Source organism: Clostridium frigidicarnis (assembly GCF_900111985.1).
Classification (GTDB): Bacteria; Bacillota; Clostridia; order Clostridiales; family Clostridiaceae; genus Clostridium_Z; species Clostridium_Z frigidicarnis.
Window position 1 is genome coordinate 121,574 of sequence record NZ_FOKI01000004.1, and the last position, 20,354, is coordinate 141,927.

A 20,354-nucleotide genomic window follows, 5' to 3' on the forward strand; every position below is an offset into this window, starting at 1 on the left:
AATTTTAACTCTCAATTCTTAACTTTATGTAAGTGACAATTGAGAGATTACAAGTTATAATTGAAGGCTATAGGTGTATAGAATTATGCTATGATATTAGTGAGAATAGACAAATTAACATTAAAGTTTATTAGGTGAAAATTCTAAGGAGTAAGCTTATAAAATTGAGAATAAAGTTTTATGTGAGAAATTATAGATGTTAATCATTAACTTCTATAAGAGTTAGCATTAGAAATACTACAAATATAAATGATTTTAAAAGGAGAAAATATAGTTATGAAGAAAATTAAATTAGAATACATAGTTGAGCATTTTCAAAATTGTATAGAAGAATTATACGTTTTCGTTGATAAGGAAAACATGGAGTTAGAAGCAATAAGTAAGGAGGCTATGAATCTTGCAAGAACAGGAAAAAAGTCAGAAGAACAATGGATGCAAGATCAAATTAAAAGTGCAATAAATGTTCTTAAGGATATGAAAAATAAAAGATTTATATTGCTTCCTAATGAGGATTCAATAGAACTGCCTAATTTACAAGAAGATTTTTGCTATACATTAGATAATGAAGATATAAAACAAAAACTTTTAAGTAATATAAGTGGTTTTGGAACATTTAGAAATATATTAGAGAAAGAAAACTTAATAGAAAATTGGTATGAATTTGAAGATGGTTTTTATGTTAACATGGCAAAAAAATGGTGTGAGAATAATAAAATAGAGTATGAAATATAGAGAAAACCAAAGTAACAAAGTTTAAGTCTAAATTAGATTTTGCAATAACTGGAGGTTATACTGATATTGAGTACGATTGGGTTGTAATACTTTTTAAGATTAGGAATATTATCAATTGTAAAATTATATATGTGATATAAAAATTAAATAATATTAAACTCTAACTTGGATAAAATAATAAGTATAAAGACTGCTAGATTTTAAGGTAAAATTTACTTATTAAGGAGTTTGAGGCTTTTATGGAACAATATGTACAGGGTGAACCTATATTTTTAAAATTGAACAGTATACCCAAACAATATCCTTATTTAACAGAGGATATTTCAACTGATGTAATAATAGTTGGAGGAGGGGTGACGGGGGCAATACTTTCCTATTATTTCAGTGAAAATAATATACAAAATGTTATTTTAGAAAAGAACAGAATAGCACATGAAAGTACAAGTATAACTACTTCTCTTTTGCAATATGAATTAGATGAGAACTTAAAAGCGTTAACAAGTGTTACTTCATTAGAAAATGGAGTATTAGCATACAAACTAGGTGTTAAAGCTTTAAAAGAAATAGAAAAGTTTATAAATAAATACGGAAATAATTGTGAATATTCTTTAAAAGATACACTTCTATATACATCAAACAAGATAGAGATAAAAGAGATGAAACAAGAATATGAATTAAGATTAAAGAATGGATTTGATGTTGAATACATAGATGAAAGTAATAATCCTTTTTCTTTTGATTTAAAGGCAGGAGTTTATGGGAAAAATGGTGGGTCACAATTAGATCCATTTAAATATACCCATGAACTAATAGAAATTTCACAGAGTAAATGTGGCAAAGTTTTTGAAAACTCAGAAGTTACAAAGGTAAACTATTTTGAAGAATATGTAGAAGTAGAAACATGTTATGGGCATAAAGTAAAAGGAAATATAGTCATCGTAGCAACTGGATATAACACAAAAGTTTTTACAGACAGGAATTTTGGAACTAAAACTACTACTTTTAATATAGCAACTAAACCAGTTAGTGAGTTTAATGGATGGAAGAATAGAGTTTTAATTAGGGATAACAACGATCCATACAACTATTTAAGAACCACGGATGATAATAGAATAATAATAGGCGGAGAGGATATAAGCTTCATACCAGGTATATTTAATGAGAAAAAGGCAGAAGAAAAGTATTCTATTTTAGAAAATAAGTTGAAAAATATGTTCCCCAATATAAAAGATATTGAGGTTCAATATAAATATTGTGGAGCATTTGCTTCAACAAAAGATAATATGGGTTTTTTAGGGAAAGATCCTAATAACGAAAAGCTTTGGTACTGTTTAGGATATGGAGCTAATGGAATATTGTTTTCTATTTTAGGTGGAGGTATGCTTAGTAAACTATATCTAGGAGAAGAAGATAAGAACTTAAATTTATTCAAAGTAGATAGATTTTAAGAATAAACACTAGAATCAGTATATTTTACTGATTCTTTTTTTGATGACTAAGTAAATTTAAGGTGAAGTTAATGAAGAGAGTAGAAAAATCCACGATAACTATATTAGAAATCTTTATCCTTTAAAATACATTTAGTTATTTAAAAAGGGGGAAATAGTTATGGGAAATGGAATTGTTAGAGATTATTATAGACAAATGAAAGTATTATCATTTGATCATAATAATTTTAAAACAAAGGAGTCTATGATAGATAAACTCAAAGAGAATAATAAACCACTAGATAACAAAGGAAAAGTAACAACAAAAGATAAAAATAAAGAGGATAAGAGTAGGATTAAAACCAGAGAAGCAAAACTAAGACCAGGTTCCATATATAATGGAAAAGGAATTCAAATGGATAGGATTTCACAAACAAAAACAAATTACTTGAAAAAAATAACAAATCAAGGAAATAAAATGAATTATTTCATAAAAACAAAAGAAGAAAATAAAGCTAGTACTAATAAAAATACTAAGCAAAATTATAGTATAAACACATTAAAAAGCAATGATATAAGACTTAGAATGTTAAGAACAATGTTTTAATAAAAAATCCTAGTAAGATATAAAATGTTACTAGGATTCTTTATTAAGCCCAACTTCATCTGAAGATGTAGTATCTTCAATAAGATAGCAGTTTTAATCATTGGTTCTAAGAATCTAATACAATTTTCATTTTGTGCTTTATCTCCTTTAGCCACTTTGTATTCAAAGTTTTCACTTAAATCACAATGGGGTCTAGCTTCTTTAAGTTTTGACTAATATGTAAAAATATTTATGAAGTTGAAATTATGGAACTTAAGAATTTCTTGAAATCAAATCATATATGTGTTATTAATATATAATATATGGTAAAGAAAAAGGGGAATTTATAATAAAGCCAAATATGTTGATAATTTTTAGAAACATTAAAAATACATAGTTGTTTTTAGTTGAAAGTTGAATGGAGAAAGCGTATTTGTGTGACAAGTTAATGATAAAATCTTCTTAGAAAGATTTCTAAAATAATACATAATATCATAATATATTTATGAAATAAAATACAATACCATAGGGAGGAAAAAATGAATTATAAATTTATATTTAAAGATAAAGAATATGATCTTATAGAAGAAAAATGTGAATGTTTTTTTAATGATGAAGAAACACCTATAAATAATATTGAGGTTTTAAACATATTAGATTTATTAAACAAAGCAGAAAACATAAATTTTGGATTAGAATATTATGCAGAACCTTGCGAAGTGTGCCTTCATGGAAAAGAACAAAGAAAGAAAGTGTTTCCATTTTTAGAATACCATTTTTATATTTTTACTAAAGATAATAACTACATTACAAGTAGTATATCAAATGATTATGAAGAAAATAGCTACAGTGGAATATATAAAAAAGGTAAGGTTGATAATAGTTATATTGTAAGTATAATGATATGTGAGAATTGTGGAGATTATATTATAGAAATAGAACAATGCAATATGTAATAGAGCTTGATTTATTCTAAAAAACATATATATAATTAAATTAGGTGATGGAGTTCACCTTAACTGCTAATTTTAGCTAATGACTCCTACAAGTTAACTAAGGGTATTAGTATACTTGTAGGAGCTTTTTTTAATGTAAAGAAAGGTAAAAAAAATTTGGTTCTAAAGTACTGATAAAACCTAGAGTTAAAGAGGTTTTTAATTGGTGACAAGTTGCAAGTGATAAGTGGGAAGTTAAGGATGGAATCTTCTTACAGAGGATTTCTATAATGAAAATATTTTTTAAGAAAACCTGTGATTTTTAATCGCAATTGTCAATTGTAAACTGTCAATTCTTAATTAGAATTGGAGGTATTAAAGTGAGTGAGTTTAAAAAAAGTATTAATAATATTTTTATGGCAAAGGAATATAAAAACATTATTAATAAATTTGTTAAATGGGTGACTTTAGGAGGGATATCTGGGGTCATTGTAGGATGTTTTATAGCATTATTTTTAAATAGTCTTGTTTTGGGAACAAAATTAAGAGAAGAAAATCAGTGGTTATTATATTTATTGCCTTTAGGCGGGGCTTTTGTGAGTTACTTATATGTTAAAATAGGGAAAAACTCCATAAAAGGCAATAATCTTGTAATAGAAGCTATAAATGATGGTGAAGAAAACATTCCTTTAAGAATGGCTCCACTTGTATTATTTGGAACATTTATAACCCATTTATTTGGTGGATCAGCAGGACGAGAGGGAACTGGGGTACAAATTGGTGCTAGTATAAGTGGGTTTATAGGAAGAGTATTTAAACTAAATAATATAGATTATAGAATTCTAATTGTTAGTGGAGTAAGTAGTGGATTTAGTGCTGTTTTTGGAACACCTATAGCAGGAACTATATTTGGTCTAGAAGTAGCAGCAATAGGTGTAATGAAGCACGAAGCATTAATACCTTGCGTTGTAGCAAGTTTCACAGCGAATTTTACCACTATGCTATTTAATGTGTCCCATAGTCACTATAATATGGGGGAAAGAATGACACCTAGCTATTCATTATTTATAAAGATAGTATTATGTGCCATAGCATTTGGGTTAATGAGTAGAGTGTTTTCATCATTAACTCATTATTTGAAAAAACTATTATCTAAATTATTTCATAGTAGCAGTGTAAAGAGTTTTATTGGAGGAATAATAATAATTTTATTAACATTCATAGTAGGAAATAGAATATATTTAGGGCTAAGTTTAGATTTGTTAAGTAATTCTTTTACACATGAAATACCTAATAGTGCATTTTTATGGAAAACAATTTTTACATCATTAACTCTTTCAGCAGGGTTTCAAGGAGGGGAAGTTACTCCATTGTTTGTAATAGGAGCGACACTTGGAAATTTCATAGCTCCTTTTATAAACTTACCAATATCTTTTATAGCAGGACTTGGAATGATAGGAGTATTTTGTGGTTGTACCAATACTCCAGTAGCTTCCTTTATAATGGGAATAGAATTATTCGGAGTTAATAATTTAGAGTATGTATTTATAGTATGTATTATAAGTTATTTTTTCTCAGGGAATGGTGGAATATATTCATCACAAAAAGCATTTAGGCCTACTATTATGTTTAAAGATGAAATAGAAGAAAAACAGATTGTATAATATGAATTTCCAGTTATAATTATAATGAAAAGAAAGTATTAATAATATGAAAGTATAATATAAAGGAATGATTTTAGTGAGTAAATTAATGAAACCTATAAGTTATGAGAAGTTTTTAGAAATAGTAAAAACACCAATAAAAAATATAGACTATGCTTTTGATAATTATAGCAGTGGTATTTTAGATACTCAGGATCATTGTTTAAGTTTGAAAGAAGCAAAAGAATTAAATGTAGGGCAGGTTTGTAGTTATAATGTAAGTAATGAAGATAAATATATTAATTTTATGAAATCAGTATATAATCTAAATAAAAATAAACCAGTAGTTGTTGATTTCTATCTGAAAGAAATAGATAATGAAGGATGTCTTAAAATTTTACAACATTTAGATTATGAGGATAAAATAATATTTATAGACCATCTAAGAAACTTGAACACTGAAACTGTATATTTTTTACTAGAGTATGAGGAATTAATTTCATTTGTAACGAGACTATCAACAAGGGAACTTCATTTTTGTACTATATATTTTAATGAAATTCCAATGGCTATATGGGGTAATTATGAATTGTCTTTTCCAGTATTTTTTAATAATCCTAAAGATATGGAAGTTTATCATGATTTAGCTAATAAAAATAACTTGTTTATTAGAGATGTAATTTTAAAATAACTTTAATTTAAGGTTTGCTTTTAATAAGTTTTTTATAAGCAAGCTTTTCTTGTAAGTTAATTTTCACTAAAAACTTAGCTTAATAGCTAATGTAGAGAAGTTACTTTTTATTTATTTAATATAGGAGAAAAATTCTCTAAATTTCATATCAATATAAAGTTGAGAGAAAACATTTAAAAATATATTATATAAGGAGGGGGGGACAGGTTATGAAAAGAGGATTAAAACAAAAGTTTTTCTTTCTATTTTCTACAATGTTTGGAGTTATCTTTATTATAGTATCAGTATCTATATATAATCTGTTGAGAATAAAAAGTACTACAGATACATTAATGGCAGATAATTATTCATCTATTGGTGCTACAAGTGCTATGGCGACAATAGTAGATAAACAAAACACAAATATTGTGAATTTTATTAATACCAAAAAGGATGAATATAGAAAAGATTTTTACATTTTAAACGGAGAGTTTTATAAGCAATATATCTTTCAGAGCAATAATATTACAGAGAAAGGTGAAAGCAATGGGAATAATAATGTAAGAACTGACTATGATACTTTTATGGAGAAAGCAGTTAAGGTTTTTAAAGGCGAGGATAGATCAGCAGAGGAAAACTTGACAATTTACATGAAGGAAGTTCAACCTCAATATATGTCGTTAAAGGAAAATTTAAAATATATAGAGAATTTAAATGAAGAAGGATTATTAAATAAGCAGCAAAATTTAAAAGATCGAGTAGATTTATCTATGTATACAATGGTTTTTTTATCAATAATACTGATGATATTTACTATAAATATATTTATAAGATATATAAATAAATTTTTAGAACCTATAGTTATTCTTAAAGAAGATATTATAAATTCTAAGCAAAGTGGTTTTTTACATAAAACCCGTGTTCTTTCTGATGATGAGGTAGGACTTTTAGCAAAAGAATTTAATAAAATGAATGAAAAAATAAATGAATTCAAAAACTCAACTTTAGGAAAAATTATGGAGGAAAAAAACAAATCAGAGGCTATAGTAGAAAGTATTTCAGATCCTATTATAGTTTTAGATGAAAATTTTAGAATAGTATCTTTAAATGATTGCTGCGAGAAGGAATTTAAATTATCTCTTAGTATTGTAAGGAATAGACACATATTAGAAGCCATAACTAATGGAGAGCTTTTCGATTGCATATCCTCATTTATTAAATATGGGGAAGATAAGGCTTCGAAGATTATATCAATAGAAAATACAACTTATGATGTAACTTTATGTTATTTCATGGATATAGATAAGAAAAGAAGAGGGTTAATAGTGTATTTCCATAATATAACAGAAATTAAAAGAGTTGAAACAATGAAACAAGAATTTATATCATCTTTATCTCATGAAATAAAAACTCCTTTAACATCTTTAATTATGGGGGCCTCTATATTAGAGGAAAGTGATATAGATAACAATTATAAAAAAATAGTAAAAACTATAAGTGATGATGGTGACAAAATATTAACACTTATAAATAACTTTTTGAGAATACATGAAATAGAATCCTATAATAATTTATTGAATATAGATAGCTTCTCAATAATACAACTAATAGAAGGATGCTTAGATGGCTTTTACACCCTAGCTGATAGCAAAGAAATAAAAATATTAACAGAATATGATGAAGATATACCTAGAATTACGGGAGATATGGAAAAACTAGGGTGGGTTATAAATAATCTTCTTTCTAATGCGATTAAATATTCAAACAATGAAGCAACTGTAAAAGTAACAGTTAGAAAAGATAAAAATAATATAGAAGTAGATGTTAAAGATAATGGTATAGGTATATCTAAAGAAGATCATCCTAAAATATTTGATAAGTTTTATAGAGGCGTAGATGATACTGAGGGCACAGGCCTTGGATTAGCTTTATCAAAGGAACTTATAGAATTACATAAAGGATGTATAGAGTGTGAAAGCAAATTAGGAGAAGGTAGTTTATTTAGAATAATATTGCCTATTGGAGGAGATATAAATGAAGAAACGTAGAGTATTAATTGTTGATGATGTAAAAAATATACGCGAAATGTTAAAAACTTGTCTTGAAGTAGAAGGTTATACTGTTTTTGAAGCTTCATGTGCAAAGGAAGCTATGAATATAATAGAGAGAGAAGAAATAGATATAGTATTTAGCGACATAAAAATGCCAGAAGTAAATGGTACAGAGCTTTTAAAGATGATAAAAAGATATAATAAAAATATTATTGTAATAATAATGACTGCATTTGGAACAGTTAAAAATGGAGTTGAATGCACTAAGTATGGTGCATCAGCATATCTTCAAAAACCATTTACAACAAAGAGAGTAAAAGGGGTATTGGCTGAAGTATTAGAAAAAGAACATCTTAGAACAAATATAAACTTTTATATTGTATCAGCTAAAAAGCTTATTGAAAAGGGAGATTTAACTAAGGCACATGATATTTTGAAAAAGAGTCTTAATATAAGGGATGATTGTGGAGAAGTATATTATCTTATAGGAAAGATAGAAGAGTTAAATGGAAATAATGATAAAGCAAAGCATTTTAAAGAATTTGCATGTGTACTAGGATTTAAAAGTAATGAAGTTTAATATTGGGGAATTTTGTATAGATAAAAGTAAAAATATAGGTTGCAAAGTTAACTATAATATGGTATTCTGAACAAGTAATAAAAATAAATTTGAGAAGATTAAAGATAGTAATATTTCCTCTATTTTGGAAATAAATTATTAAACTTTAAATCTTATAAAATGGAGGAATATAAAATGGAAGATAAGACTTTAGTATGTGTTGATTGTGGAAATGAATTTGTATTTACTGCAGGAGAGCAAGAATTCTACAAAGAAAAAGGATTCGATAACGAGCCTAAGAGATGTTTAGATTGTAGAAAAGCTAAAAAAGCTCAAAGCAATAGAAGATTTGAAAGATAATCATTATTAAGAATTTTATGACTATAGGAGTTTCTCTTATAGTCTTTTTTAATGTATAAGAAAGTATAGAATTTTTTAAGTCTGAAAAATTGAGAAAATTCTATAATTAGAGAGATTTTTAAATTCAGAATGAAGTATGAAACCTTATTAGGAAGATTTCTGAAATAAAAAATATTTTCAAGAAAACCTGTGATTTTCAACCATAAAGTTCAACTTCATATTTAGAAAGTCTACAAGTTTTAATTGTAAATTGTAAAATCTCGATTTCAATTAGAGTGAGGTGTAACAACTTTTAATCTAAATAATTAATTTTGACAAGTAAAAAAACAACTGATAAAATTGATTATTAATATAAATATATACATATAATAAAAATGGAAAAATATAAGATTAAGTTTACATAGAGTGTAAAGAAGAAGAGGGATATAAATGGAAAATAAATTTAATAGTTTAGGACTTGAAAAAGAAATAGTTAATGCATTGGAAATATTAAAAATAGTTGAACCTACAGAAATACAAAAGAAGGCTATACCAGTTGCATTGAGAAGAGAAAATATTGTAGCTCAATCAGAAACAGGAACAGGCAAAACTTTAGCGTACCTTTTGCCTATAATACAAAATATAGATAGTTCTAAAAAAGAGGTACAATGTATAATTCTTGCACCAACTCATGAATTAGTAGCTCAAATTCATAACGCATTAGTTGAATTAAGGGAAAAAGGAAATCTTGATTTTACATCAACTTCACTAATAGGAAGTGCAAATATAAATAGACAAATAGATAAATTAAAATCAAAACCTAATATATTAGTTGGTTCAGGTGGAAGAATTTTAGATCTTATTAAAAAGAAAAAAATAGATGCTAGAAAAGTAGATACTATTGTCTTGGATGAAAGTGATAAGCTTTTTGATAAAAAAAATGTAGACAGTACTAAAAAATTAGTAGACCAATTAAAAGAAGATATACAAATAATGATGTTTTCAGCTACTCTTACGGAAGAGTCAATATTAGGTGCACAATCTATAATGAATGATGCTGAAGTAATAAGGGTTGAAGAAGAGAATAGAGTAAACCCTGATATAACTCATGGATATTTTTTAGTGGAAAATAGAAAGAAAATAGAGGAATTAAGAAAGATAGTTTATGCAGATAAGATAGAAAAGGCTTTAGTATTTATAAATAATACCTATGATGTAGGAATAGCCTTAAAAAAGCTTGGCTTCCATAAGATAAAGGCAGAAGCTTTATATGGTAATAATGGAAGAGATGATAGAAAAAAGGCCTTGGATAATTTTAGAAAAGGTAAGGCTACATTATTAATAGCAACAGACATAGCGGCTAGGGGATTAGATATAAAAGGTATGACTCATGTTATAAACTTAAATATGCCAGAAGATTCTAAGGACTATATACATAGAGTTGGTAGAGTTGGTAGAGCGGGAAATTTAGGAGTAGCATATTCCTTAATAGATCCAAAAGAAGAAAAAATAATAAAGAAATTTGAAGATAAACTAGGATTAGATATACCAAAGCTTATAGTAGCTAATGGTAAAATTTCAGAAGATTAGATAGTCTTTAGTCATATTGAAACCTTTAAGAGCATAATATTAACTATTAATATATGTTATTAGGGGGATGGAGATATGCCAGACAAGGGCAAAAGTAAAAGTGGATCAACTAAAAAAAATACTGGTAAAAAGGATACTAAAAACAAAGGAAGTAAGAAAAAATAAGATTTTAATATAAGATAATTAGGATGTGTAAGATAAATTTTACACATCCATTTATTTTAATATGCACTTTTTTAGCTAAAAAAATGGTTTTAGTGATATAATTTAAATATCTATATATTATTAGTGGCAATAAGGCACATTCAAAAAAAATAACAAGTCAGTATGCTAGTCTATTTTGTGCCATACTGTGTCAGCCATATTAGCCCATAGTCTATGCTATGAACTAATATCACTTTCTTGTCTGACACAAAATATACATGGCATCTTTGACTTGTTATTTTCTTTCATGTGCCTAAGATAAGCATAGGAGGAGTTACACTATGGAAGTTAATGTTTATTTAAAAGGAAATACAGAGCCTGTTACATATAAAGGTGATAGAATAGATGTTTTGGATTTCAAGATGAATGGAATTAATTATAAACAAATAAGATGCTTTAAAAATGGATTTTCTAAAAGTGAGCTTATAGAAGTTAATGGAATTGATAAAATAAAGGAAGAAAAATAATTTAAGAGAAGACTGAAAGGATATTAATATGAGTAAAATATTAGTTTTAGCTGAAAAACCTTCAGTAGGAAGAGACTTAGCTAGAGTTTTGAGATGTAATAAAAAAGGCAATGGGTGTCTTGAAGGAGATAAATATATTGTAACGTGGGCATTAGGACATTTAGTTACTTTAGCAAACCCAGAAGCATATGATGATAGATTTAAAAATTGGGAAATGGAAACATTGCCAATGATTCCAGATAGATTTAAGATCGTTGTTATAAAATCTAGTGGAAAACAGTTTAGTGCTGTAAAGGAACAAATAAATAGAAATGATGTTAGTGAGATAGTTATAGCTACTGATGCAGGACGTGAAGGGGAACTTGTGGCAAGATGGATACTAGACAAGGTACATAACAGAAAGCCATTAAAAAGACTATGGATATCCTCTGTTACGGACAAAGCAATAAAAGAAGGATTCAGTAAATTAAAACCAGGAAAAGAATATGAAAATTTATATTATTCAGCTGTAGCTAGGGCAGAGGCTGATTGGGTAATAGGAATAAATGCAACAAGGGCATTAACTTGTAAATATAATACAAGTCTTTCTTGTGGAAGAGTTCAAACACCTACTTTAGCAATGATAGCTAAGAGAGAAGATGAAATAAAGAATTTTAAGCCAAAAACTTATTATGGAATAAGTGCAGATGTTAAGGGAATGAGGTTAACGTGGCAAAATAAAAGAAACAATGATACAAAAACATTTAATAAAAAAGAAGTAGAAGATAGTTTGAAAAATATAAAGTCAAAGGATGCAATAGTTAAGGAACTAAATAAATCCATGAAAAAGGAATATGCACCAAAGCTTTATGATTTAACAGAACTTCAAAGAGATGCAAATAGAATTTTTGGATACTCTGCAAAAGAAACTTTATCAATAATGCAAAGACTATATGAAAATTATAAGGTTCTTACTTATCCAAGAACAGATTCAAGATATTTAACAGATGATATGGTAGACACATTAAAAGATAGAGTAAAAGTTTGTATGACAGGTCCATATTCTAAAGTTGCAATGAATATATTAAAAGGAACTATAAAAGGAAGTAAGTCTTTTGTGGATAATAGTAAAGTATCAGATCACCACGCTATAATTCCAACAGAAGAAAGCATTGTTTTGAGTAAATTAGGAGATAAGGAAAGAAAAATTTATGATCTAGTTATAAAAAGATTTTTAGCAGTTTTAAGCAAACCATGTGAGTATGAAGAAATTACATTGAAAGCTGAAATTGGAGAAGAAGTATTTAAAGCAAAAGGAAAAAGAATAATATCATTAGGGTTTAAAGAAATATATTCTAAAGAAGAGCATGGTGAGGATAGTAAAGAAAATCAATTACTACCTGATGTAACTAAGGGACAAATATTAAAGGTTATTAATATAAAAGAGACTAGTGGAGAAACTAAGCCACCAGCACCGTTTAATGAAGGTACTCTTTTATCTGCTATGGAAAATCCTGCGAAATATATGGAAAGTAGCAATAATGAATTGGCTAAAACTCTAGGGGAAACTGGTGGACTTGGAACAGTAGCTACAAGAGCTGATATTATTGAAAAATTATTCAATACTTTCTTACTTGAAAAGAAAGGTAAGGATATATATATAACATCTAAAGGAAGCCAACTATTGAATCTTGTTCCAAGGGATTTAAAATCTCCAGAACTTACGGCTAAATGGGAACAAAAACTTAATAATATATCTAAAGGAAAACTTAATAAAAATGTTTTCATAAATGATATGAAAGAATATTCAAAAGTTATAGTAAATGAAATAAAAAATAGTGGAGAAAAATTTATTCATGAAAATGTAACTGGAGAGAAATGTCCAAAATGCGGCAAAAAAATGCTTCAGGTAAACACAAAAAAAGGAAGAATGCTTGTATGTCAGGACAGACAATGTGGAGAAAGAAAGAATTTAGCAATGGTAACAAATTCAAGATGTCCAAATTGCCATAAGAAATTAGAACTTCGTGGTGAGGGAGATGGAAGGATATTTGTTTGTGGTTGTGGATATAGAGAAAAATTAAATTCATTTAATGAAAGAAAGAAAAAAGAATCTCAAAATGTATCTAAAAAAGAGGCTCAGAAATATATAAAGAAAATACAAAAAGAAAATGATGAACCAGTAAACTCAGCTCTTGCAGAAGCCTTAGCAAAGTTGAATTTAAAATAATAGCACCATAAGGAGGAGTAATATATGGCATTTGGAAAGAAAAGGTTATTTATAGGGGCACTTCCTGAAAAATTTATAAATAGTAATTTACCAATATGTCCTATGTGCTTAAATAAGACAGAATGGTTACATGAGCAACAGTTTACTTTTCAAGGAGTAAGGTTTAGGTATAAATGTCTGAAATGTAATTGTATAATATCCATATCAAGAAAAGAAGTTTTAAAGTATAACGATAATGAAATACTAATATTAAAAACAAAGAAAACAAGAAAAGAATTTCAGCCGCTTATGGGGGTTGAGGATATGGGGAAAAGTAAAAGTGATAATCTAAAAGTTGGATATCAATATTCATTAAAGGATATGAAAACATTAACTGGAGAAATCTTGAAAAGATAATATTAAAGGTATATTTTTATATTGTATCAATGGAAAATACATATGAAAATATACCTTTTTGTTTTCTTGAAAATCATAGATATATAAATTCTAAAAAAGTTTATTCATTTGAATTTAAATTGTGATTTTGATAATTCCTAACAAGGTAACTTAGAAAATTATGAATTTTCTAAGTTAGAACTTATATAATGAAATGTAAAAACTTTCTTCTTGATTTTACAACAAAAAATTATATTAATATAAGGTACTATTAATGCATCCATGAGAAAAATACCTATGTGAAACAGTATGCGGAAGATTAAAACATTTAAATTAGCAATATTTAATAATAATAGAAGTGGATTAATAATGATATTTTTAAAAACCTGTGCTAGAATTTAAAATGTCGATTTCGTGATGACTTAATGGATAATGGTGCACACATAGGAGGATGTTATGGTAAGAATTATAATAAACAACAAAAACATAGAGGTTGAAAATAATACGACAATATTAAAAGCAGCAAGAGAAAATGGAATAGATATATCAACTCTTTGTTTTTTAAAGGATTGTAACGATGTTGGAAATTGTGGAATATGTGTGGTTGAAATAGAAGGATATGATGATTTAGTAATGGCATGTAATACAGTGGTAGAAGAAGACATGGTTATTACTACTAATAGTGAAAGAGTAGAAGATTCAATAAAGAATAAACTATCTGTACTTTTGGATAGTCATGAATTCAAATGTGGACCATGCAAAAGAAGAGAAACATGCGAATTTTTAAAACTTATTATAAAACATAAGGCTAGAGCTAGCAAACCATTTATAGTAACCAATAAAACAGAATACATAGATGATAGAAGTAAATCTTTAGTTATAGATAGAACAAAATGTGTTAAGTGTGGTAGGTGCGTAGGAGCCTGTGAGAAAAAAACAGGTACATGCACCATACAATTTATTCAAAAGGGACAAGACAAAGTTATAGGTACTGAAGGATTAAAATGTTTTGATGAAACAAATTGTTTATTATGTGGACAATGCGTAGCGGCATGCCCTGTTGATGCTTTGTCAGAAAAAACTCATATGGATAGAGTTAAAAATGCTTTGGGAAATCCTGAAAAGCACGTTATAGTTGCTATTGCGCCATCTATTAGGACTGCTATGGGTGAAGAGTTTAGGATGGGATATGGAGTAGACGTAACAGGAAAGCTTTATACAGCATTAAGAATGTTAGGATTTGATAAAATATTTGATATAAATTTTGGGGCTGATATGACAATAATGGAAGAGGCAACAGAGTTGGCTGAAAGAATAAAAAACAATGGACCATTTCCAATGTTTACATCGTGCTGCCCAGCTTGGGTAAGACAAGTTGAAAATTATTATCCAGAGTTCTTAAATAATATATCAACAGTTAAATCTCCTCAACAAATATTTGGAGCTGCAAGCAAAACTTATTATCCAAGTGTAGAAAATTTAAATCCAGAAAGTGTTTTTACAGTAACAATAATGCCTTGTACAGCTAAGAAATATGAAGCGGATAGAATAGAAATGGAAACTAACGGGTTAAGGGATATAGATGCTGTTATAACAACTAGAGAACTTGCAAAAATTATAAAGGATGCAAAAATAGATTTCGCAAAACTAGAGGATAGTGAGGTTGATCCTTCTATGGGAGAATACACAGGAGCGGGAGCCATATTTGGAGCTACTGGTGGGGTATGTGAAGCAGCAATAAGAAGTGCTAAGGAATTTATAGAGGGAAAAGAACTTGAAAATATAGAATATAAACAAGTAAGGGGATTAAATGAAATAAAAGAAGCTACAGTTGAAATAGATGGAAAAGAATATAATATGGCAGTAATAAATGGAGCAGCAAATGTATTTGAATTTATAAAATCAGGGAAAATTCAAAGTAAGAAATATCATTTTATAGAGGTTATGGCATGTTCTGGAGGTTGTGTTGATGGTGGTGGTCAACCACATGTTAGTGCCAAGGATAGGGAAAACATAAATATAAGACAAGTAAGAGCGTCTGTATTATATAATCAAGATAAGGTTCTTAAGAAAAGAAAATCTCATGAAAATGGGGCTTTAATTAAGATGTATGAAGGTTACATGGGTATGCCAGGCAAGGGTAAGGCTCATGAGATATTACATCATAAATATGTAAAATAATTAATAAGAAACTTATTTGATAAACTCAAATAAGTTTCTTTGTTATATTTATAACAAATTTTAATGAAACATACATAATATAGAAATAAATATTATACATTCTTAATAGTAAAAAGTAGGAGCAGTGTGAAAGATTTAAATGAAACATGAAAAGTAATATACAATTTTTACTTAAAAGTTAAAGTAGTTAAAAGTAAAAATCCTATAGATATAATAAGGGATATAAAAAAATAGGTAATACGTATAGAAATAGGAAGTTCATAATAATATTTAATTTAAACGTATTAGTATGTTTAAATTAAATTATAGCATGGTTAAAATTAAGCTAGTATGGTTAGTGAAATATATTTTTAGGGTAATCTAGTATACATAATTAATATATAATAAAAAAGAAGCAGATAAGGACAATGTTAAGTAAATGAAACAATAATTGCAATATTGAATGAAAAATTATTAAAATCTAAAATAAAAAGAATAAAATTTGGCAAAAGAAAAATATTTTTAATTAAATTAAATTTTAACAATGTATAAATAAATAATAATAAATTTTTATCAATAAAAGGGTATGGAATAAGGGGTAATAGATAATGTTGTAACCTTTAAAGTGGTGGTGTATTTAAAATTGAGATGAAAATTTATAATCACGTACAAAATTACAAAAATATACAAAAATTGTGAATTATATCACAAGATTATTAAAAATCAACTAAATTTTTATGATATATTTCAAAAAAAATCAAGAATTTATCTATTATTTAATAGGAAATGCAAGAAAATTTTCATTAAATAATAAAAATCAAGTTTAACTATTAATAATGTGTCGTTTTTATTGAAAATAATAAAAATAACAAAAAGTAAAAACATTGATTTTATTGGTGCATTATGTATACTTATATATAGAAACATAAAATTAAACATTGAATTAGGGGGAAAAAAGATGTCTTCAAATGGAGAAAAAACTAAAAAACTAACGTTAGTGCCATTAATACTAATGATATTTACATCAGTATTTGGATTTGCTAACATGCCAAGATCATATTACTTAATGGGATATGGTGCTATTCCATGGTTCATATTCTCAGGACTATTATTTTTCATTCCATATGCATTTATGATGGCAGAATATGGAGCAGCATTTAAAAGTGAAAAGGGTGGAATATACTCTTGGATGGAAAAATCTGTTGGAGCTAAATATGCTTTTGTAGGAACATTTATGTGGTATGCTTCATACATAATATGGATGGTAAACGTTTCAGCTAGTATATGGATACCAGCATCAAACGCAATAATGGGAAAAGATACTACACAAGCTTGGTCTTTATTTGGACTAAACACAACTCAAACTTTAGGAGTATTAGGAATTTTATGGATAATATTTGTTACAGTTACTGCTTCTAAAGGATTAGAGAAAATAACTAAGGTAACATCTGTTGGAGGAACTGCAGTTGCATTACTGAATGTTGTTTTATTAGTAGGTGCCATAGTTGTACTAGCATGTAATGGTGGAAAGTTAGCTGAACCAATAGTATCAGCTGCATCACTAGTAGATTCACCTAACCCTGCTTATCAAAGTACACTTGGAATGTTATCATTTGTAGTTTTTGCTATATTTTCATTCGGGGGAATAGAAGTTGTTGGTGGAGTTGTTGACCAAACAGAAAATGCTGAAACTACATTCCCAAAAGGATTAAAAATGTCAGCAATTATAATCTGTGTAGGTTATGCTATAGGAATATTCCTTTGTGGTATATTTGTTAACTGGGCTGGATCACTTGCAGGAAAAGAAGTTCATATGGGTAATGTTGCATATGTAATGATGCAACAATTAGGATATAAAATAGGTATGGGCTTTGGATTAGGAGAAGCAACAGCTTTAACTATAGGAGCTTGGGTTGCTAGATTTGTTGGATTATCAATGTTCCTTGCATTAACTGGAGCATTCTTCACATTATCTTATGCGCCATTAAAGCAATTAATAGAAGGATCACCAAAAGAAATTTGGCCAGGAAAAATGGGCAAAATAGAAGATGGAATGCCAAAGAACGCCATGAAAATTCAAGCAATAATAGTTTGTGCAATGATAGGTTTAGTATCATTTGGTGGACAAGGTGCTACTGAATTCTTCTCAAAACTAATACTTATGACTAACGTTGCAATGACAATACCTTATATATTCTTATCACTTGCTTTCATAGGATTCAAGAAAAATAAGGATATAGTAAAACCTTTCGAAGCTTATAAGAGCGAAAAAAGTGCAGTAATTGCAGCAGTTGTAGTTAGTTTAGTAGTTGGATTTGCTAATATATTTACCATAATAAAACCAACGATTGAAGGAAATTATGGTGATACTATATGGATGATAGCTGGACCAATTGTCTTTACATTAATAGCATTATTGTTATTTGGAAATTATGAAAAGAAAAATCTTGTAAGTAAGAAAGATAACGTAGCTTAATACGATTTAATGAAAAACCAAGGAAATTTATTTCCTTGGTTTTTATTTTTTTGTATGGCTATAAACATATAGAAATTATAGGTATAAAAACTAAAAAAAATAACAAACTAAACATTATAAAAGTAAAAATTAATAAATAATACCTTTCATATATTATATATGAAAGTATGACTATTAAAAATTTATATTATTTTTATTGTATGTTTATGTATAGTTATACTCATATTTTTAAAAGCATACATAGGAGGAAGAGAAATGTCTGTAAATGAACAAAAGAATAAAAAGTTAACATTAGTACCTTTAATATTAATGATATTTACATCAGTATTTGGGTTTGCTAACATGCCAAGATCATATTACTTAATGGGATATGGTGCTATTCCATGGTACATACTTTCTGCAATAACATTTTTTATACCATATGCATTTATGATGGCAGAATATGGGGCTGCTTTTAAAAGTGAAAAGGGTGGTATTTATTCATGGATGGAGAAATCTGTTGGATCTAAATATGCATTTATAGGAACATTTATGTGGTATGCATCTTATGTAGTTTGGATGGTTAACGTTTCTTCAAGTATATGGATACCTTTTTCAAATGCTATATTTGGATCAGATAATACAGCATCTTGGTCCTTGTTTGGATTAAATTCAACTCAAACATTAGGTGTTTTAGGAATAATATGGATAATATTTGTTACAATTACAGCTTCAAAAGGGTTAGAAAAGATAACAAAAGTAACATCTATAGGTGGAATAGCTGTATCATTCTTAAATATTCTTTTGTTAGTTGGAGCTATGGTTGTTTTAATAGCTAATAAAGGACAATTAGCACAGCCTATAACATCAGTGTCTTCATTTGTACAATCACCAAATCCACAGTATCAATCATCTATATCAGTGTTATCATTTTTAGTTTTTGCTATATTTGCATTTGGTGGAATAGAAGTTGTTGGTGGAGTTGTGGATGAAACTGAAAATGCAGAAGTAATATTTCCAAAAGGTTTAAAAATAGCTGCAATAATTATATCTGTTGGATATGCACTTGGAATATTCCTTTGTGGTATATTTGTTAATTGGGGAGAAGTTCTTTCTTTCAATACAGTTCATATGGGTAATGTTGCCTATGTAATGATGAAGAACTTAGGTGTTGAGATAGGCTTAGGGTTAGGGTTAACTCAAACAGCATCATTAAGTATGGGTGTATGGGTAGCTAGATTTGTTGGTATATCCATGTTCCTTGCATTAAGTGGAGCATTCTTTACATTAACATATGCACCATTAAAACAATTAATAGAGGGAACTCCAAAGGAGTTATGGCCAGGTAAAATAGGGGAAATAGAAGATGGTATGCCAAGAGTTGCAATGATAGTTCAAGCTTTTATAGTGTGTATAATGATATTCCTAGTATCATTTGGTGGAGAAGGAGCTTCAGAGTTCTTTAAAAAGCTAGTGCTTATGACAAACGTTGCAATGACTATACCATATTTATTTTTAGCAGTTGCATTTCCTAAATTTAAGAAGAAAGACAGCATAAAGAAACCATTTGAAGTTTATAATAGTTATTCAACAGCATTAATTGCATCTGTAATAGTTACATTAACCGTTGGATTTGCTAATCTATTTACAATAATAGAGCCAGCTATAAATGGTGATATGGCATCAACTATATGGATGATTGGAGGACCAGTTATATTTACCTTAATAGCAGTATTACTTTATAATAATTATGAAAAAAACTATTTAAAAAGATAATATTTATATATTTAATTTAAAGTTTTAAGAAAGCCTTAATGATATTCATTAGGGCTTTTAATTTTAAAAGTAATTAATTATATATTAAGTTTTATACAATAAGTTGAATTAGTGTTTTTAAAAAGATATACTAGGTATAGAGGAGAATATGCTTAAACAACAGGAATAACTGCAAC

At 27.7% G+C, this 20,354-nt stretch carries 17 protein-coding genes and 1 riboswitch; of the genes, 16 read left to right on the top strand and 1 reads right to left on the bottom strand.

From position 1 onward, the window contains the following. Positions 1-276 precede the first annotated feature (276 nt). From BM119_RS03450 to BM119_RS03460, 3 genes are all read left to right on the top strand, one after another. The gene (locus tag BM119_RS03450; RefSeq protein WP_090038936.1) at positions 277-732 is read left to right on the top strand and encodes a hypothetical protein; all 456 of its coding nucleotides are present in this window, start codon (positions 277-279) and stop codon (positions 730-732) included. A gap of 239 nt (positions 733-971) precedes the next feature. Next, the gene (locus tag BM119_RS03455; RefSeq protein ID WP_090038937.1) at positions 972-2,180 is read left to right on the top strand and encodes an NAD(P)/FAD-dependent oxidoreductase; all 1,209 of its coding nucleotides are present in this window, start codon (positions 972-974) and stop codon (positions 2,178-2,180) included. Between the two features lie 160 nt (positions 2,181-2,340). Further along, positions 2,341-2,766 (top strand): hypothetical protein, encoded by a 426-nt coding sequence (locus tag BM119_RS03460; RefSeq protein WP_090038938.1) that lies wholly within the window; start codon positions 2,341-2,343, stop codon positions 2,764-2,766. On the opposite strand, the gene BM119_RS20545 is transcribed toward BM119_RS03460, so the two are convergent. Beyond that, positions 2,763-2,921, bottom strand: coding sequence for a hypothetical protein (locus BM119_RS20545; RefSeq protein ID WP_423230994.1), 159 nt, complete (start codon positions 2,919-2,921; stop codon positions 2,763-2,765). The two genes, BM119_RS03460 and BM119_RS20545, sit on opposite strands and share 4 nt — an antisense overlap. 363 nt (positions 2,922-3,284) lie before the next feature. Between BM119_RS20545 and BM119_RS03470 the strand changes: the two genes are divergently transcribed. From BM119_RS03470 to yjeM (BM119_RS03530), 13 genes are all read left to right on the top strand, one after another. Further along, positions 3,285-3,701 carry a DUF3785 family protein gene (locus tag BM119_RS03470; RefSeq protein WP_090038939.1) on the top strand — a complete coding sequence of 139 codons (417 nt, stop codon included), beginning with the start codon at positions 3,285-3,287 and terminating at the stop codon, positions 3,699-3,701. A 34-nt stretch (positions 3,702-3,735) separates the two neighbouring features. After that, a riboswitch (Fluoride riboswitch) is annotated at positions 3,736-3,797 on the top strand. Between the two features lie 263 nt (positions 3,798-4,060). Beyond that, complete coding sequence (locus BM119_RS03475) at positions 4,061-5,344, top strand: voltage-gated chloride channel family protein (RefSeq protein WP_242948300.1); 1,284 nt, start codon at positions 4,061-4,063, stop codon at positions 5,342-5,344. 76 nt (positions 5,345-5,420) lie between these two features. After that, entirely contained in the window at positions 5,421-6,014 is a 594-nt protein-coding gene (locus BM119_RS03480; protein WP_090038941.1) for a hypothetical protein, read from the top strand. Between the two features lie 209 nt (positions 6,015-6,223). Continuing rightward, positions 6,224-8,041, top strand: a complete 1,818-nt coding sequence (locus BM119_RS03485) for a sensor histidine kinase (protein ID WP_090038942.1) — start codon at positions 6,224-6,226, stop codon at positions 8,039-8,041. Continuing rightward, positions 8,028-8,624: a response regulator gene (locus tag BM119_RS03490; RefSeq protein ID WP_090038944.1), complete on the top strand. Its 597-nt coding sequence runs from the start codon at positions 8,028-8,030 to the stop codon at positions 8,622-8,624. Before BM119_RS03485 ends, BM119_RS03490 begins: the two co-directional genes overlap by 14 nt. Before the next feature lie 174 nt (positions 8,625-8,798). Next, positions 8,799-8,963, top strand: coding sequence for a zinc-ribbon domain-containing protein (locus BM119_RS03495; RefSeq protein ID WP_090038946.1), 165 nt, complete (start codon positions 8,799-8,801; stop codon positions 8,961-8,963). A gap of 429 nt (positions 8,964-9,392) precedes the next feature. Beyond that, on the top strand, positions 9,393-10,532 hold the full coding sequence (locus BM119_RS03500; protein WP_090038948.1) for a DEAD/DEAH box helicase: 1,140 nt from the start codon (positions 9,393-9,395) through the stop codon (positions 10,530-10,532). 485 nt (positions 10,533-11,017) lie between these two features. Continuing rightward, positions 11,018-11,203 carry a hypothetical protein gene (locus BM119_RS03505; protein ID WP_090038950.1) on the top strand — a complete coding sequence of 62 codons (186 nt, stop codon included), beginning with the start codon at positions 11,018-11,020 and terminating at the stop codon, positions 11,201-11,203. Between the two features lie 28 nt (positions 11,204-11,231). After that, entirely contained in the window at positions 11,232-13,412 is a 2,181-nt protein-coding gene (locus tag BM119_RS03510; RefSeq protein ID WP_090038952.1) for a DNA topoisomerase III, read from the top strand. A gap of 24 nt (positions 13,413-13,436) precedes the next feature. Further along, positions 13,437-13,808, top strand: coding sequence for a hypothetical protein (locus BM119_RS03515; RefSeq protein WP_090038953.1), 372 nt, complete (start codon positions 13,437-13,439; stop codon positions 13,806-13,808). A 435-nt stretch (positions 13,809-14,243) separates the two neighbouring features. Next, entirely contained in the window at positions 14,244-15,968 is a 1,725-nt protein-coding gene (locus BM119_RS03520; RefSeq protein ID WP_090038955.1) for a ferredoxin hydrogenase, read from the top strand. A 937-nt stretch (positions 15,969-16,905) separates the two neighbouring features. Beyond that, complete coding sequence (yjeM, locus tag BM119_RS03525; RefSeq protein WP_090038956.1) at positions 16,906-18,423, top strand: glutamate/gamma-aminobutyrate family transporter YjeM; 1,518 nt, start codon at positions 16,906-16,908, stop codon at positions 18,421-18,423. A gap of 255 nt (positions 18,424-18,678) precedes the next feature. Further along, a complete protein-coding gene (yjeM, locus tag BM119_RS03530) occupies positions 18,679-20,178 on the top strand; it encodes a glutamate/gamma-aminobutyrate family transporter YjeM (RefSeq protein WP_090038958.1) in 1,500 nt (499 codons plus the stop codon). Positions 20,179-20,354 lie beyond the last annotated feature (176 nt).

Coding starts and splice junctions, on each gene's coding strand:
- BM119_RS03450 (WP_090038936.1), top strand. CDS start 277: ATGAAGAAAATTAAATTAGAATACATAGTTGAGCATTTTCAAAATTGT.
- BM119_RS03455 (WP_090038937.1), top strand. CDS start 972: ATGGAACAATATGTACAGGGTGAACCTATATTTTTAAAATTGAACAGT.
- BM119_RS03460 (WP_090038938.1), top strand. CDS start 2,341: ATGGGAAATGGAATTGTTAGAGATTATTATAGACAAATGAAAGTATTA.
- BM119_RS03470 (WP_090038939.1), top strand. CDS start 3,285: ATGAATTATAAATTTATATTTAAAGATAAAGAATATGATCTTATAGAA.
- BM119_RS03485 (WP_090038942.1), top strand. CDS start 6,224: ATGAAAAGAGGATTAAAACAAAAGTTTTTCTTTCTATTTTCTACAATG.
- BM119_RS03490 (WP_090038944.1), top strand. CDS start 8,028: ATGAAGAAACGTAGAGTATTAATTGTTGATGATGTAAAAAATATACGC.
- BM119_RS03495 (WP_090038946.1), top strand. CDS start 8,799: ATGGAAGATAAGACTTTAGTATGTGTTGATTGTGGAAATGAATTTGTA.
- BM119_RS03500 (WP_090038948.1), top strand. CDS start 9,393: ATGGAAAATAAATTTAATAGTTTAGGACTTGAAAAAGAAATAGTTAAT.
- BM119_RS03505 (WP_090038950.1), top strand. CDS start 11,018: ATGGAAGTTAATGTTTATTTAAAAGGAAATACAGAGCCTGTTACATAT.
- BM119_RS03510 (WP_090038952.1), top strand. CDS start 11,232: ATGAGTAAAATATTAGTTTTAGCTGAAAAACCTTCAGTAGGAAGAGAC.
- BM119_RS03515 (WP_090038953.1), top strand. CDS start 13,437: ATGGCATTTGGAAAGAAAAGGTTATTTATAGGGGCACTTCCTGAAAAA.
- BM119_RS03520 (WP_090038955.1), top strand. CDS start 14,244: ATGGTAAGAATTATAATAAACAACAAAAACATAGAGGTTGAAAATAAT.
- yjeM (WP_090038956.1), top strand. CDS start 16,906: ATGTCTTCAAATGGAGAAAAAACTAAAAAACTAACGTTAGTGCCATTA.
- yjeM (WP_090038958.1), top strand. CDS start 18,679: ATGTCTGTAAATGAACAAAAGAATAAAAAGTTAACATTAGTACCTTTA.